The sequence below is a fragment of the Variovorax sp. GW822-FHT04A09 genome, assembly GCF_058801005.1.
Genome location: NZ_JBXAMV010000004.1, coordinates 242068 through 256410 on the forward strand (window position 1 = coordinate 242068; position 14343 = coordinate 256410).

15 protein-coding genes are annotated in these 14343 nt (G+C 68.8%); 8 read left to right on the plus strand and 7 right to left on the minus strand.

What is annotated here, in order from left to right; genetic code table 11:
• Window positions 1-139 precede the first annotated feature (139 nt).
• Window positions 140-2245: a transketolase family protein gene (locus tag AC1RLW_RS21220; RefSeq protein ID WP_493194921.1), complete on the plus strand. Its 2106-nt coding sequence runs from the start codon at window positions 140-142 to the stop codon at window positions 2243-2245.
• A gap of 63 nt (window positions 2246-2308) precedes the next feature.
• Window positions 2309-3310 (plus strand): type I glyceraldehyde-3-phosphate dehydrogenase, encoded by a 1002-nt coding sequence (gene gap / locus AC1RLW_RS21225; protein ID WP_369630712.1) that lies wholly within the window; start codon window positions 2309-2311, stop codon window positions 3308-3310.
• Window positions 3311-3381: 71 nt separating this feature from the next.
• On the opposite strand, the gene AC1RLW_RS21230 is transcribed toward gap, so the two are convergent.
• From AC1RLW_RS21230 to AC1RLW_RS21240, 3 genes are all read right to left on the minus strand, one after another.
• The gene (locus tag AC1RLW_RS21230) at window positions 3382-3978 is read right to left on the minus strand and encodes a hypothetical protein (RefSeq protein WP_493194923.1); all 597 of its coding nucleotides are present in this window, start codon (window positions 3976-3978) and stop codon (window positions 3382-3384) included.
• A 15-nt stretch (window positions 3979-3993) separates the two neighbouring features.
• Window positions 3994-4584, minus strand: coding sequence for a hypothetical protein (locus AC1RLW_RS21235; protein ID WP_493194924.1), 591 nt, complete (start codon window positions 4582-4584; stop codon window positions 3994-3996).
• An 88-nt stretch (window positions 4585-4672) separates the two neighbouring features.
• Complete coding sequence (locus AC1RLW_RS21240) at window positions 4673-4981, minus strand: putative quinol monooxygenase (protein WP_062473527.1); 309 nt, start codon at window positions 4979-4981, stop codon at window positions 4673-4675.
• 206 nt (window positions 4982-5187) lie between these two features.
• Here AC1RLW_RS21240 and AC1RLW_RS21245 point away from each other — a divergent pair, with 206 nt between their 5' ends.
• The gene (locus AC1RLW_RS21245; protein WP_062473524.1) at window positions 5188-5478 is read left to right on the plus strand and encodes a YciI family protein; all 291 of its coding nucleotides are present in this window, start codon (window positions 5188-5190) and stop codon (window positions 5476-5478) included.
• A 24-nt stretch (window positions 5479-5502) separates the two neighbouring features.
• On the opposite strand, the gene AC1RLW_RS21250 is transcribed toward AC1RLW_RS21245, so the two are convergent.
• Window positions 5503-6585 carry a pirin family protein gene (locus AC1RLW_RS21250; protein ID WP_493194927.1) on the minus strand — a complete coding sequence of 361 codons (1083 nt, stop codon included), beginning with the start codon at window positions 6583-6585 and terminating at the stop codon, window positions 5503-5505.
• A gap of 148 nt (window positions 6586-6733) precedes the next feature.
• Entirely contained in the window at window positions 6734-7150 is a 417-nt protein-coding gene (locus AC1RLW_RS21255) for a VOC family protein (RefSeq protein ID WP_095747343.1), read from the minus strand.
• Window positions 7151-7315: 165 nt separating this feature from the next.
• On the opposite strand from AC1RLW_RS21255, the gene AC1RLW_RS21260 reads away from it, so the two are divergent.
• Complete coding sequence (locus AC1RLW_RS21260; RefSeq protein ID WP_493194929.1) at window positions 7316-8893, plus strand: CYTH and CHAD domain-containing protein; 1578 nt, start codon at window positions 7316-7318, stop codon at window positions 8891-8893.
• Between the two features lie 68 nt (window positions 8894-8961).
• Here the strand turns inward: AC1RLW_RS21260 and AC1RLW_RS21265 are convergent, their stop codons facing one another.
• Both AC1RLW_RS21265 and AC1RLW_RS21270 read right to left on the minus strand, forming a co-directional pair.
• On the minus strand, window positions 8962-9438 hold the full coding sequence (locus AC1RLW_RS21265; RefSeq protein WP_062473516.1) for an FKBP-type peptidyl-prolyl cis-trans isomerase: 477 nt from the start codon (window positions 9436-9438) through the stop codon (window positions 8962-8964).
• A 38-nt stretch (window positions 9439-9476) separates the two neighbouring features.
• Window positions 9477-10406, minus strand: a complete 930-nt coding sequence (locus AC1RLW_RS21270) for a LysR family transcriptional regulator (RefSeq protein WP_493194931.1) — start codon at window positions 10404-10406, stop codon at window positions 9477-9479.
• A 139-nt stretch (window positions 10407-10545) separates the two neighbouring features.
• Between AC1RLW_RS21270 and AC1RLW_RS21275 the strand changes: the two genes are divergently transcribed.
• The 4 genes from AC1RLW_RS21275 (at window position 10546) to AC1RLW_RS21290 (ending at window position 14300) form a co-directional block, all read left to right on the plus strand.
• A complete protein-coding gene (locus tag AC1RLW_RS21275) occupies window positions 10546-11133 on the plus strand; it encodes an NADPH-dependent FMN reductase (RefSeq protein ID WP_493194932.1) in 588 nt (195 codons plus the stop codon).
• The gene (locus AC1RLW_RS21280) at window positions 11130-11984 is read left to right on the plus strand and encodes a pirin family protein (protein ID WP_493194934.1); all 855 of its coding nucleotides are present in this window, start codon (window positions 11130-11132) and stop codon (window positions 11982-11984) included. The genes AC1RLW_RS21275 and AC1RLW_RS21280 overlap by 4 nt, the downstream gene beginning before the upstream one ends.
• Before the next feature lie 96 nt (window positions 11985-12080).
• Entirely contained in the window at window positions 12081-13286 is a 1206-nt protein-coding gene (locus AC1RLW_RS21285; protein WP_493194936.1) for a M20 aminoacylase family protein, read from the plus strand.
• A gap of 39 nt (window positions 13287-13325) precedes the next feature.
• Window positions 13326-14300, plus strand: a complete 975-nt coding sequence (locus AC1RLW_RS21290; RefSeq protein ID WP_493194937.1) for a tripartite tricarboxylate transporter substrate-binding protein — start codon at window positions 13326-13328, stop codon at window positions 14298-14300.
• Window positions 14301-14343 lie beyond the last annotated feature (43 nt).

Sequence of the window (14343 nt, forward strand, 5' to 3'; positions counted from 1 at the left end):
TCTAGCAGCCGGGCCTGCGACACAAGAGAGCATCAGTGGGGTGTTGGCCCTGTATCGAGGCCGGGCGCGGCTCGCCCGGTAAAATCTCGGGTTCTCCCGTATCCCCCACCCACCCTTTTCCCCCGAAAGCCCACTGCCCATGGCAAACCAAGCCCTGATGGCCAACGCGATCCGCGCGCTGGCAATGGATGCCGTTCAACAAGCCAATTCCGGACATCCGGGCGCACCGATGGGCATGGCCGACATGGCCGTCGCCCTGTGGGGCGAGCACCTGCGCTACAACCCCGCCAACCCGCACTGGTTCGACCGCGACCGCTTCGTGCTGTCCAACGGCCACGCCTCGATGCTGATCTACGCGGTGCTGCACCTCACGGGCTACGACCTGCCCCTGGCCGAGATCAAGAACTTCCGCCAGCTGCACAGCAAGACCGCCGGGCACCCTGAAGTCGACGTCACCCCCGGCGTCGAGACCACCACCGGCCCGCTGGGCCAGGGCATCACCAATGCCGTGGGCTTCGCGCTGGCCGAGAAGCTGCTGGCCGCCGAGTTCAACCGCAAGGACATGGCCATCGTCGACCACCACACCTACGCCTTCCTGGGCGACGGTTGCATGATGGAAGGCATCAGCCACGAAGCCTGCGCCCTCGCCGGCGCCTGGCACCTGAACAAGCTGATCGCCCTGTACGACGACAACGGCATCAGCATCGACGGCCAGGTCAAGCCCTGGTTCATCGACAACACCGAAGAGCGCTTCAAGGGCTACGGCTGGAACGTCGTCGGCCCCATCGACGGCAACGACGCCAAGGAAGTGGCCAAGGCCATCGCCAAGGCCAAGAAGGAAGCCACCAAGCCCACGCTGATCGTCTGCAAGACCACTATCGGCAAGGGCAGCCCGAACCGCGCCGGCACCGCCAAGGCGCACGGCGAGGCGCTGGGCGCCGAAGAAATCAAGCTCACGCGCGAAGCCATCGGCTGGCCCTACCCCGCCTTCGAAATCCCGGCCGAGGTGTACGCCGACTGGGACCACAAGGCCGAAGGCGCCAAGACCGAAGCTGCCTGGAACGACACCTTCGCCGCCTACACGGCCGTGTACCCCGAACTTGCCGCCGAGTTCACGCGCCGCATGAAGGGCGAGCTGCCCAAGAACTTCCACCAGGTCGCGTTCGACACCGTGGTCGCCGCCCACACCAAGGGCGAAACCGTGGCCAGCCGCAAGGCCAGCCAGCTCGCGCTCGAGGCCTTCACCGCCGCGCTGCCCGAAATGCTCGGCGGCAGCGCCGACCTCACGGGCTCCAACCTCACCAACACCAAGAGCACCGCCGCGCTGCGCTTCGACGCCAAGACCGGCGCCGTCGTGCTGAACGCGCCCCCCGCACCGGTGGTGCCCCAGGGCGGCGAAGACGAAGCCGCACAGGGCGATGCCGTCGAGCCGCCGCACGGCGAGATCGGCCGCCACATCAACTACGGCGTGCGCGAATTCGGCATGGCCGCCATCATGAACGGCGTGGCGCTGCACGGCGGCTACATCCCCTACGGCGGCACCTTCCTCACCTTCAGCGACTACAGCCGCAACGCCATCCGCATGGCCGCGCTCATGAAGCGCCGCGTGGTGCACGTGTTCACGCACGACTCCATCGGCCTGGGTGAAGACGGCCCGACGCACCAGTCGATCGAGCACGCTGCTTCGCTGCGCCTCATCCCGAACCTGGACGTCTGGCGTCCGGGCGACACGGCCGAAACCGCCGTGGCCTGGGCTGTCGCGCTGCAGAACGCCACGCGCCCGACCGCCCTGCTGCTGAGCCGCCAGAACATCGCCTACGCCGCCAAGAGCGACCTCGGCGACATCAGCCGCGGCGCCTACGTGCTGTCCGAGCCCGAGAACGTCGGCCTCAAGAACAAGAAGACGGCCGCCGTCCTCATCGCCACCGGCTCCGAAGTGCAGCTCGCGCTGGCCGCCCAGAAGCTGCTGGCCGACAAGAAGATCGCCGTGCGCGTGGTGTCGATGCCCTCGACCACCACCTTCGACCGCCAGGACCTGGCCTACAAGAAGGCCGTGCTGCCCAAGAAGATCCCGCGCGTCGCGGTCGAAATGGGCTGCACCGACGGCTGGTGGAAGTACGGCTGCGCGGCCGTGGTCGGCATCGACAGCTACGGCGAGTCGGCCCCCGCGCCCGTGCTGTTCAAGCACTTCGGTTTCACGGCGGAGAACCTGGCCGCCACCGTGGAAGCGGCCCTGCGCGACTGAGCGTCGCGCGGTTCGTCCTCTTCCCGTCCGATCAAAAGTTTTTCAACCTTAGGAGCAAGTCAGATGGCTATCAAACTCGGTATCAATGGCTTCGGCCGCATCGGTCGCAACGTGCTGCGCGCAGCCGTGCAGAACTTCAAGAACGACATCGAAATCGTTGCCATCAACGACTTGCTCGAGCCCGACTACCTGGCCTACATGCTCCAGTACGACTCGGTGCATGGCCGCTTCAAGGGTGAAGTCACGGTCGAAGGCAACACGCTGATCGTCAACGGCAAGAAGATCCGCCTGACGCAAGAGCGCGACCCGTCGCAGCTCAAGTGGAACGAAGTCGGCGCCGACATCGTGCTCGAGTCGACCGGCCTCTTCCTCACCAAGGAAACCGCGCAGAAGCACATCGACGCAGGCGCCAAGAAGGTGATCCTGTCGGCCCCCTCGAAGGACGACACCCCCATGTTCGTCTACGGCGTGAACGACAAGAAGTACGCCGGCGAAGCCATCATCAGCAACGCCAGCTGCACCACCAACTGCCTGGCCCCGCTGGCCAAGGTGCTGAACGACAAGTGGGGCATCAAGCGCGGCCTGATGACCACCGTGCACGCCGCCACCGCCACGCAGAAGACCGTGGACGGCCCGAGCAACAAGGACTGGCGCGGCGGCCGCGGCATCCTGGAAAACATCATTCCCTCGAGCACCGGCGCCGCCAAGGCCGTGGGCGTGGTGATCCCCGAGCTCAACAAGAAGCTCACCGGCATGAGCTTCCGCGTGCCGACCTCCGACGTGTCGGTGGTCGACCTGACCGTCGAACTTGTCAAGGACGCCACCTACGCCGAGATCTGCGCCGAAATGAAGGCACAGAGCGAAGGCGCACTGAAGGGCGTGTTGGGCTACACCGAAGACAAGGTCGTCGCCACCGACTTCCGCGGCGACCCGCGCACCTCGATCTTCGACGCCGAAGCCGGCATTGCGCTCGACGGCACCTTCGTGAAGCTCGTGAGCTGGTACGACAACGAATGGGGCTACTCGAACAAGTGCCTCGAGATGGTGAAGGTCGTGTCGAAGTAAGACTTCGCGGCTCTCACGAAAAACGCGCCCTCGGGCGCGTTTTTTTATTGGGCGAGTGGCCGTCGAACGGCTCAGCGCAGCTTCTCGTTGCGCCGAATCTCGCTGCTGAGCTGCGCCGTCATCCGCGTGGCCGCGCGCCGTGCGGCCAGCCCGTAGTCGCCGTTGAACTCGCCGAACTCCGCCGTGCCGTTGCCGACCGCGCGCACGCGCGTGACTTCGGCGCCTGCGGTGTCGGTCACCACGCAGGCCACCTCGGCCGTGAAGGCGGTGGGCGGCCAGGTGATCCATGAGGACGAGCTCGAATCGGTCTTGATCTGCGGCGTGAACACCAGCGACACGCCCGCTGCCTCGTTGGCCTTGGCATCGCCGGCGGTGCGCAGCACGACCACGTTGCGGTAGACCGCGCGCAGCGCGTCGCGGATCGATTTTTCGAGGTCGCGGTACGGGTAGTAGCTCACGCGGTCGCCGCTGCCGCCGGCGGTGGTCACCTGCAGATCGCGCTGCGCGTCGGTCATCACGTAGGCCACCTTCTTGGGGATGAGGTGGGCGGCCGACCGGGGCGGTGCGGTCTCGGTGATCATCGTGATCGGGTGGGCGCAGCCCGCCAGCAGCACGGCGGTTGCCAGTGCGGCGGCCAGCCGGGGCGTCAGGGAAGAAAGAAGCGTCATGGTGCGTTCCCGGCCTTACTGCGCAGGCGGCGCGATGGCCGCGACGAATTGCGGATCGGCATACACCTGCCGCAGCAGCGCCCGCACCAGCCGCGGGTACGCGGCCTGTCCGGCGGGCACGGCCACGATGTTGGCGTAGCTCGAATCGAAGGCGATCTCGCCGCGGTAGGTCTTGCGCAGCGTCTGCGCGGCGTTGCGCGTGACGGTGACTTCGACGTCCATGCGGCCCGAGCCGTTGATCACGCCCAGGTCGAGCTCGTTGACGAGGATGCGCGCCGCGATGCGCGTCGGCGCCTTGGGGTCGTAGACCGAAATTTCGCCCAGGTCGCGCATCAGCGCGTCTTCGAGGTACTGGGCGAAGGTGCCGCTGGGCGACACCAGCCTGGCGCGGCGCAGGCCCAGCGTGTTGATCCTGTCGTTGGGGTCGGTCGGCTGCACCTTGGCCACCGCGACCTTGCCGGGGTTGTGGGCCTCGAGCCGGTCGAGCGCCTCGTAGTCGGCGGCATAGGGCGGTGCGCCGAGCTGTGCGCAGCCGGTGGCCAGTGCGGCCAGCAGGAGCGCGCCGGTGCGCCAGCGCAGACCCTGCGGTCTGGAGACGATCGCCATGTCTTGAACCCCCTCGTCCGAGATGTCTTCTTCTCCCCGGCGCGAGGGTAGCAGGCATCGCGCCGCGCGCGAAGGCGGCGCGAAAGACTCAGATCGGTTCGAGCACGTGGATGCGCTTGCTCTCGGTGAGCTCCCTGGTCTGGGCGCTGAAGGCCGCCATGTGCGGCGCGACCGCGTGCGCCTGCAGGGCCGGCAGCGAGGCCCACTTCTCGATCACCACGAAGGTGTCGGGCCCGAAGCTGGCCTTCGACGGCGGAATGCCCTGCGCGTCGATCGTGGCCGCGTATTCGATGCAGCCCTCTTCGGCGAGCACGGCGGCGCGGTTGGCCTTGAAGGCTTCGAGCAGAAGGGCGCGCTGGCCGGGCTTGGCGGTGATGACGGCAACGACTTGGATCATGGAACAGGGTCTCCGGTGAAGTGACATGAACTGAGGAATGCAACGGCCGAATCTACGAGATCGCACGCCGGTGCGCAGGTCCGGTGGGCGACAAGGCCGGCATGCATGCCGCATGCGACAGTTACCCGCGAGACACACTCTCGCCCCGCCACGGTCGTGGCGAGGTCATAGGATCGGGTCATCTTCCGCATCGACCTGCCTTTGCCATGTTCATCGTCACCCTGACCTACATCCGTCCGCTCGAGGAACTCGACGCTCTGATGGATGCGCATGTCACCTGGCTCAAGAAGCACTACGCCAGCGGCCTGTTCGTGGCCTCGGGGCGCCAGGTGCCGCGCAAGGGCGGCGTGATCCTCGCGCGCTCGGGCGACCGCGAGGGGCTAGAGGCGGTGCTGGCGCGCGACCCCTTCGTGCAGGGCGGCGTCGCGCGCACCGACGTGATCGAGTTCATCCCGAGCATGACCGCGCTGAGCGTCGAGGTGCTGCGCGGCTACTGAGAACCGCGCAGCCTCGGAAGCCGGTCAGGCCCCCGGCACTTCCTCGCGCCCGTCCGGGTGCCGCGCAAAGCGCGCGGCCTCGGCGCCATGCACCGGCGCCGGGTCGGCCCAGGGCCAGCCGCCGAACTGGGTGCGGCGGTAGTCGGCCATCGTCTGGGCGATCTCGGCCTGCGTGTTCATCACGAACGGGCCGTACTGCGCCACCGGCTCGCCGATCGGTCGGCCCTGCAGCAGCAGGAACTCGCCGTCGCCCTCGGGGCCGTTGCACAGTTCCACGGCCGCGTCGGCGCGCAGCTCGATGGCCGCCGGTCCGGCCACGCGCCGCCCCGCCACCTGCGCGGTGGCGCCCTTGAAGAAATACAGCATGCGCCGCGTGCCCTCGCCGGCGGCGGGCGGCAGCGTCCAGCGCGCGCCGGGCGTCATGCGCAGCGTCCAGATGGCCAGGTCGGCGCCCGCCTGCGCGGCCCATGAATCGGGCGGCGGCGCGAGTGGGTCGATGGCCGCCTGGGCTTGTGCGTCATCGCGGCCGAAGCGCCCGGCGATCACCGCCACCTCGGTGCGGCCGCCCTGCGCGTCGTCCGAGGCGAAGCGCGGAATCGCCTCCGACCAGAACATCGTGAAGTGCGGCTCGGCCATCTTGTTCCTGGCCGGCAGGTTGAGCCAGATCTGGAACAGCTCCAGCGGATTGGGCGCGCCGGCGTCCAGCAGCGGGAACATCTCCGAATGCACGATGCCCTTGCCGGCCGTGAGCCACTGCACGTCGCCGCCACCGAAGCGCGCCGTGGCGCCCAGCGAGTCGGAATGGTCGACCAGGCCCTTGCGCACGATGGTCACCGTCTCGAAGCCGCGGTGCGGGTGCGAGGGAAAGCCCGGCACCGTCTCGCCGTGGTACATGCTCCAGCCGTCCTTGCGGCTGAAGTCCTGGCCGATCTGGCGGCCGGCCAGCGAGGCCTCGGGGCCCATGCGGCCGTTGCCCTTCGGGTACGCGTCGTCGTGGTAGACGCAGAACAGGAAGGGGTCCAGCGTCTGCCACGGGAAGCCGAGTGGCTGGACCTGGACGATGGGAGACGGGCGGTTGCTCTTGCTGTTGTCGTTGCTGTCGGACATGTCGGGACTCCTGGGTGAGGCAGGCACGGCCGCCATGCGGGCCGCGCCGGAATCAGGAATATCGGGGCGGCGCCGCCTTTCGGTAGGTGCCTTCCGCGCAACGATCAAGAGCGCATATGGAACGATGGGCATCGTCCGGCCCCCACGTTCACTGCGAGGGCATCTCGGCGTTCGGGTCCATGTAGACCAGTTCCCAGATGTGGCCGTCCAGGTCCTGGAAGCCGTGGCCGTACATGAAGCCGTAGTCCTTCGGCTCGCGCGGCGTCGTGCCGCCGGCGGCCACCGCCTTGGCGACCAGGTCGTCGACCTCGGCGCGGCTCTCGCACGACAGGCACACCAGCACCTCGTTCTCCTTGCGGGCGTCGGCGATGCCCTGGTTCGTGAAGGTCTTGAAGTAGTCCTCCATCAGCAGCATCGCGTGGATGCTGCCTTCGTGGATGACCATGCAGGCGGCGTTCGCGTCGGTGAACTGCGGGTTGAAGGTGTAGCCCAGCGCGCCGAAGAAGGCCTTGCTCTTGTCGAGGTTCCGGACGGGAAGGTTCACGAAGATCTGCTTGGTGGCCATGGTGAGGTTCCTGTGTCGATGAAGGGTGGATCGGGTGTGTGCCGGCGTCTTTGTGTACGCCGTCCACAAAAGATATCAAAGAAAATGGACGGCGTCCACATGATTTTTCGAAGCACCGGAAATCGGCCGGCACCACCTCGTTGAGGGGAAAAAAGAGCGGGCATCATGAACACCATGGAAATCGAGTTCAAGTTCTGCATTCCCGCCGGCCGCCTGAAGGCCGTCGAAGCCGCATTGCGGCGCGGCGCCGTCGTGCGCACGCGCCTGCAGGCCCGCTATTTCGACACCGCCGACCAGCGCCTCGTGGCCGACGGCATGGTGCTGCGGCTGCGCAAGGAGGGCCGGCGCTGGGTGCAGACCGTCAAGGCCGCCGGCGACAACGCGCTGCACCGGCTCGAGCACAACGTTGACCTGGGCACCGGCGCCGCCACGCCCGCCATCGACCCCGCACGCCATGCCGGCACGCCCGTCGGCGAGCGGCTGGCCCGCCTGCTGCAAGCGGCCGATGGCAGCGCGGTGCCGTTGGTCGAGCGCCAGTCGACCGACATCGTGCGGCTCACGCGCGACCTGCGCGTGAGCGGCCCGGCCGGCGCCGTGGTGGAGATGGCGCTGGACGTCGGCAAGGTCGTCGCGCACGCGGGCACGCCCGCGCAGCGCGCCTCGCCCGTGTGCGAGCTGGAGCTCGAGCTCAAGAGCGGCGACGTGCAGGGGCTCGTGGCGCTCGCGCGGCGCTGGTCGCAGCAGCACGGCCTGTGGTTCAGCACCGTCTCGAAGGCCGAGCGCGGCATGCGCCTGCTGGCCGAGCAGGAGACGGTGCCCGCCGTGAAGGCCGAGGCGCCGCGCTTTTCCGCTCACAGCCGCGACGGCCGCGCCCTCCAGCAGGCCGTGGTCGCGTCGTGCCTGGACCAGATGCTGCCCAACGCCAGCGAGATCGCCGCGGGCAGCACCGACGAAGAACAGATCCACCAGCTGCGCATCGGCATCCGCCGCCTGCGCTCCGCGCTGCGCGAACTGGCGGGGCTCGATGCCGACACCAGCCGTTTCGACGCCGCCGGCTGGGAGCCGCCGCTGGTCGACGCCTTCCGCGCGCTCGGCGAACTGCGCGACCGTGAACAGGTCGTGAAGCTCGCGCAGCCACGGCTGCGTGAGGCGGGCGCGCCGGAGGTCGATCCGCTGGCGGGCGATGCCAGCGATGCGGCTGCCGCGCCGGCGCTGACACCCGGCGACATCGTGCGCGCCGCCGCGTTCCAGGACGTGCTCGTGTCGCTGATCGGCTTCACCGCTGCCGCAACCGAGTCGACGGGCCCGGCACCGCTCGCCGCCGACGCGGCCCTTCAGCTGCTGCGCGAGCGGCTTCAGCGCCTGCACAAACAGGCCGTGCGCGACGGCCGGCGTTTCGAATCGCTCGCCACCGAACACCAGCACCGCGCGCGCAAGCGGCTCAAGCGCCTGCGCTACCTGGCGGAGTTCGCGGCGCCGCTGTTCGCCGAGGCGGAAGGCGGCAAAAAGAAGAAGGACGCGGCCGAGCGCTACCTGAAGGCCCTGCGCCCCGCGCAGGACGCGCTGGGCGAGTTCAACGACGAAGCCGTGGCGCTCGCGCTGTACCGCGAGGTCGCGGTGCGCGACCCGCGTGCGTGGTTCGCGGTCGGCTGGTTCAGCGCGCGCCGCGCGGCGGGGGCGACGGCGTGCCGCGAGGCACTGGAGAGAATCGGCGAGGCGCCGAGGTTCTGGAAGAAGAAGTAACCAGGAAGCAACTGGCGAAGCGAACGCCGGGCCACGCGGCCCTCGGCGTTCGTCACCGACCCTGTCACTCAGTGATGGTGGCCATGCGCCCCATGCACATGCCGGTGCTCGATCTCCACCGGCAGCGCCGCGCGCACGTCCGTCACCTGCAGGCTGAACTTCAGCGCCTTGCCGGCCCAGGGGTGGTTGCCGTCGAGCAGCACGACCGGGCCCTTGATCTTGGTCACGGTGAAGACGTGCTCGGTGCCGTCGTCGAGCCGGCCCTGCAGCTGGCCGCCGACCTTCACGCCGGGTGGGAACTCGGTCTTGGGGATGGTGCGCACCAGCGCCTCGTCGCGCAGGCCGAAGGCGTCTTCGGGGGCGAGGTTCAGCGTGGTCTGGTAGCCCTTTTCCTGGCCGTCGAGCGCCTGCTCGATCTTGGGCAGGGTGTTTTCGTAACCGCCATGCAGGTAGGCCATCGGCTCGGGGCTGGCTTCGATGAGCTTGCCCTGGGCGTCGGCGACTTTGTACTTGAGGGTGACGACGGTGTCTTTTTCGATTTTCATGGCGGGCATTTTCTGTGGAAATCGATCCGTGGCTGAAGTCAGGTCATCCGCGCCCGCCACACATCCGGCAACGCCTCCTCCTCCCGCAGCTTCTGCGTCACCATCCCGATGAACGCCGACACCGCCCGCGGCAGGTGCTTGCGGCTCGGGTAGACCACGCTGAGTCCGTGCCCGGTGCGCTGGTACTGTGGCAGCACCGGCACCAGCCGCCCCGCCTCCACGTCGAGCCGTCCCATGGCCGGCGGCAGCAGCGCGATGCCCAGGCCCGCGATGGCGGCCTTGCGCAGCGCCTGCGCGGTGTTGCCGCTGAAGCGGCCGCCGACCTGCACTTCTTCCTCCTTGCCGCCGGGCCCGGTCAGGCGCCAGGTGGTGCGGCCGCTCGGGTGGGCGGGGGTCACGCAGTCGTGGTCGGCCAAGTCTCCCAGCGCGGCGGGCGTGCCGCGCGCGGCCAGGTAGGCGGGGCTGGCGACGAGGCCGTCGGTGCGCGGGCCGAGCAGCTGGCGGGCGACGTATCCCGAGTCGGCCAGCGCGCCGCCGCGGAAGGCGATGTCGATCTGCTCGGCGATCAGGTCGGCCCTGGCGTCGTTGAGCACGAACTCGATGCGCACCAGCGGGTACGCCGCCAGGAAGTCGGCCACCCAGGCCATGGGGAAGAAGTCGAAGAAATCGGCCGTGGCCGCCACGCGCACGCGGCCGCTGGGTTCCTGGCTGCCGGTGATGAGCGCCTGCCCGGCCTCGACCAGCCCGTCGACCGCCTCGGCGCACTGTTCGTGAAACGCCTGCCCGGCGCCGGTGAGCGTGAGCTTGCGCGTCGAGCGCTGCAGCAGCCGGGTGCCGAGCTGCGCCTCCAACTGCTGGATGCGCCGGCTCACGGTGTTGGGCGGCAGGCCCAGCCGGCGGCCGGCCTCGGCGAAGCTGCCGTGGCGCACCACCTGCACGAAGACGGCGATGTCGTTGAGGTCGAGCATGGCGGGGTCTATTCCTTCTATTGATGGACGAGTGCAATCCGACTCTACTGTCTAGTCGATCAATGCGTGCGTGCCTAACCTTGGGTCCATGGCCTTGCGGCCTTCGACCACCCCCATTTCATTCAGGAGCACGCACCCCATGAGCGCACAACAACAACCCCGCATCGGCATCGTCATCGGCTCGACCCGCGAAGGCCGCTTCGGCGAAAAGCCCGCGCACTGGATCCACGAGATCGCGAAGCAGCGCACCGACCTGGCCTTCGAGCTGGTCGACCTGCGCGACCATCCGCTGCCCTTCTTCAACGAAGCCGGCGCACCCGCCTGGGGCCCGGTGAAGAACGAGGCCGCGCAGCGCTGGCAGGCCAAGCTGGCCACGTTCGACGGGCTGATCATCGTCACGCCCGAGTACAACCACGGCCCGAGCGCGGTGCTGAAGAACGCGATCGACTGGGCCTACAAGGAGTTCATCCGCAAGCCAATCGGCTTCGTGGGCTACGGCGGCGTGGGCGCGGCGCGGGCGGTGGAGCAGCTGCGGCTGGTCGCGGTCGAGATGCAGATGGCGCCGGTGCGCCACGCGGTGCACATCGGCATGGTCGAGTTCCTCGGCATCTGGCAGCAGGGCAAGTCGTTCGACGATTTCCCGCACCTGGCGCAGTCGGCCACGGGCCTGCTCGACGACATGGCGTGGTGGACCCGCGCACTGAAGACCGCCCGGGAGGCCGCATGACCACCGCCGTGGCAACAGACACCCGCGCCATCGTCTACCGCACGCGCGGCGCGAAGCACGGGCCGATCACGCGGCTCATGAGCCCCGGCGACCTGGGCGAGTACCTCAAGCCCTTCGTGTTCCTCGACCTGTTCGGCTTCGATGTCGACGGCGGCCACAAGGGCTTCGGCCTGCACCCGCACTCGGGCATCGCCACGCTGACCTGGCTCATCGAAGGCGACACGCTGTACGAGGACACGACCGGCGAACAGGGCGTGCTGCGCGGCGGCGGCGTCGAGTGGATGCGCGCCGGCAACGGCGTGTGGCACACGGGCGCACCGGCGCCGGGCGTGACGCGAGTGCAGGGCTTCCAGCTCTGGGTGGCGCTGCCGGCCGCTGAAGAAAACGCGCCCGCACAGAGCGTGTACCTCGCGCCCTCGCAGGTGCCGCAGGAGGGCCCGGCACGCGTGCTGCTCGGGCGCTACGGCGCGGCGCAGAGCCCCATTCCGGCGCCCTCGCCGATGAACTACCTGGCTGTGCAGCTCAAGGACGGCGAGCGCTGGCGCTACACGCCGCCCGTCGGCCACACGGTGGGCTGGGTGGCGGTGAACACGGGTCGGCTCGACGCGGGCGACGGCACCGGCGGACCCATCGGCACGGGTGAGCTCGCGGTGTTCGAGGAATCCGGTGCGGCCATCGACGTCGTGGCGCAGGGCGACACGGCCTTCGTGCTCGGCTCGGCGGTGCCGCATCCGCACGAGCTGGTGATGGGCCATTACTCGGTGCACACGAGCCGCGCGACGCTCGATCGGGGCGAGGCCGAGATCCGCCGCATCGGCGCCACACTGCGCGCACAAGGCCGGCTCGCCTGAGCGACGAACCACGCGTAAGCCAGCATGCGCCGCGCGAGCGGCTGCGCCAGAATCGTTCGCTTCTGTTTTTCGCGAACGATCCCGCAGCCGCCCGCCATGAATCTCGTCGACGCCTTCGCCGCCCACGCCACCCGTTTCATCGACATCCGGCGCGACATCCACGCGCACCCCGAACTCGGTTTCGAGGAGCACCGCACCTCCGAGAAGGTCGCGATCCTGCTCACCGAATGGGGCATCGAGGTGCACCGCGGCATCGCGGGCACCGGCCTCGTCGGCGTGCTGCGCAAGGGCACGGGCAGCCGCACCATCGGCCTGCGCGCCGACATGGACGCGCTGCCGTTGCACGAGGCCAACGAGTTCGCCCACAAGTCGACGAACCCCGGCCGCATGCACGCCTGCGGCCACGACGGCCACACGACGATGCTGCTGGCCGCCGCCTGGCACCTGTCGCAACAAGGGCCGGATGATTTCGACGGCACCGTGCATTTCATCTTCCAGCCCGCCGAGGAGATGGGCAAGGCCGGCGCCAAGAAGATGATCGACGAGGGCCTGTTCGAGCGCTTTCCGTGCGACGCGGTCTTCGGGCTGCACAACTTTCCCGTCGGCGATGTCGGCCGCTTCGCGCTCAACGAAGGTGCGCTGATGGCATCGAGCAACACCTACAAGATCACCGTGCGCGGGCGCGGCACGCACGCCTCGATGCCGCACACGGGCATCGATCCGGTGGCCGCGGTGGTCACGCTGGCGCAGCAGCTGCAGACCATCGTGGCGCGCACCATTCCCAGCACCGAGCGCGCACTGCTGGCGGTCACGCAGCTGCAGGGTTCGGATGCGCCGAACGTGATTCCCGACGTGGCGACGGTGGGCGGCACGATCCGCACCTTTTCCATCGAGGCCATCGACAAGCTCGAGGCGCGGCTGCGCGAAGTGGCGGCCGGCGTGGCGGCGGCGCATGGCTGCACGGCCGAGGTGTACTTCAACCGCTCCTCGCCGCCGACGGTGAACCACCCGGCCGAGGCACGCTTTGCCGCCGGCGTGATGCGCGAGGTGGTGGGCGACGACATGGTCACCGACAACTTCCCCGCCGTGATGGGCGCCGAAGACTTCGCCCACATGCTGCTCGCACGGCCCGGCTGCTATGCATTCCTCGGCAATGGCGACGGCGACCACCGGCTGGACGGCCACGGGCCCGGCCCTTGCATCATCCACAACACCTCGTTCGACTTCAACGACGAGATCATCCCGATCGGTGCCAGCTACTTCGTGAAGCTGGTGCAGCGCTGGCTGCCGTCGGGCACCTGAAAAACAACTTTTTTGTTGACGATGAAAGCGGCCACCTCGATGACTTTTTCCCTGTTCACCCGACGTTCGCTGGCTGCGCTTGCAGCCACCGTGGCCCTGGGCGGCCTCGGTGCCGCGCACGCGCAGCAGCGCGTGATCCACATCATCGTGCCCTTCGGCACGGGCGCCGTGCAGGACACGGTGGCGCGCGCCTTCAACAACGAGCTGGGCGTCGCGCTCGGCGGCAGCGCCATCGTCGAGAACCGCGCGGGCGCGGGCGGCACGGTGGGCGCGGCGGTGGCGGCCAAGGCGCCGGCCGACGGCAACACGCTGGTGCTGGCGGCGGCCAGCCACAACATCGCGGGCTTCCTGTACAGCAAGCTGCCCTACGACCCGCTGAAGGACTTCGTCGGCGTGGCCAATGTGGGCAATGCGGGCTACGTGCTGGCGGTGGCCAGCGGCATGAACGTGTCCAACACGGCCGACTTCATCAAGGAGGTCAAGGCCAACCCCGGCAAGTACAACTACGCCTCGGCCGGCAACGGCAGCGCCACGCACCTGGCGATGGCGTCGTTCCTCGCGAAGGCGGGGCTGCAGATGACGCACATCCCGACCAAGTCGACCGGCGAGGCCGTGAACGAGGTGCTGGCGGGCCGCGTGCAGGCGGTGATCTCGTCGAGCATCGGCGTGATGGGCTTCCAGGACGACGCACGCGTGAAGCTGCTGGCCTCCACGGGCCAGGCGCGCAGCCCCTTCCTGCCGAAGCTGCCGACGGTGGGCGAGAGCGGCCTGCCGGGCTACGCCTTCGATTCGTGGATTGGCCTGCTGGCACCGGCGGGCACGCCGAAGGCCGAGGTCGAGCGCATCAACGCGGCGGCCAACAAGGTGCTGGCCGATCCGGCGATCCAGGAACGCTTCAAGCGCCTGGGCGTGGAGCCGCGCAGCCAGAGTGCCGAGGCCTTCCAGAAGCTGCTGCGTGCGGACTGGGATGCGATGGGGGCGGTGGTGAAGGCTTCCGGGGCCAAGGTCGACTGACCTTCTTGTTGTTGTCTGGGGCGCGTGCCCGGGCCACCGGGTA

Coding starts and splice junctions, on each gene's coding strand:
- AC1RLW_RS21275 (WP_493194932.1), top strand. CDS start 10,546: ATGAGCGCACAACAACAACCCCGCATCGGCATCGTCATCGGCTCGACC.
- AC1RLW_RS21280 (WP_493194934.1), top strand. CDS start 11,130: ATGACCACCGCCGTGGCAACAGACACCCGCGCCATCGTCTACCGCACG.
- AC1RLW_RS21260 (WP_493194929.1), top strand. CDS start 7,316: ATGAACACCATGGAAATCGAGTTCAAGTTCTGCATTCCCGCCGGCCGC.
- AC1RLW_RS21265 (WP_062473516.1), bottom strand. CDS start 9,438: ATGAAAATCGAAAAAGACACCGTCGTCACCCTCAAGTACAAAGTCGCC.
- AC1RLW_RS21250 (WP_493194927.1), bottom strand. CDS start 6,585: ATGTCCGACAGCAACGACAACAGCAAGAGCAACCGCCCGTCTCCCATC.
- AC1RLW_RS21220 (WP_493194921.1), top strand. CDS start 140: ATGGCAAACCAAGCCCTGATGGCCAACGCGATCCGCGCGCTGGCAATG.
- AC1RLW_RS21240 (WP_062473527.1), bottom strand. CDS start 4,981: ATGATCCAAGTCGTTGCCGTCATCACCGCCAAGCCCGGCCAGCGCGCC.
- AC1RLW_RS21290 (WP_493194937.1), top strand. CDS start 13,326: ATGACTTTTTCCCTGTTCACCCGACGTTCGCTGGCTGCGCTTGCAGCC.
- AC1RLW_RS21235 (WP_493194924.1), bottom strand. CDS start 4,584: ATGGCGATCGTCTCCAGACCGCAGGGTCTGCGCTGGCGCACCGGCGCG.
- AC1RLW_RS21270 (WP_493194931.1), bottom strand. CDS start 10,406: ATGCTCGACCTCAACGACATCGCCGTCTTCGTGCAGGTGGTGCGCCAC.
- AC1RLW_RS21230 (WP_493194923.1), bottom strand. CDS start 3,978: ATGACGCTTCTTTCTTCCCTGACGCCCCGGCTGGCCGCCGCACTGGCA.
- AC1RLW_RS21285 (WP_493194936.1), top strand. CDS start 12,081: ATGAATCTCGTCGACGCCTTCGCCGCCCACGCCACCCGTTTCATCGAC.
- gap (WP_369630712.1), top strand. CDS start 2,309: ATGGCTATCAAACTCGGTATCAATGGCTTCGGCCGCATCGGTCGCAAC.
- AC1RLW_RS21255 (WP_095747343.1), bottom strand. CDS start 7,150: ATGGCCACCAAGCAGATCTTCGTGAACCTTCCCGTCCGGAACCTCGAC.
- AC1RLW_RS21245 (WP_062473524.1), top strand. CDS start 5,188: ATGTTCATCGTCACCCTGACCTACATCCGTCCGCTCGAGGAACTCGAC.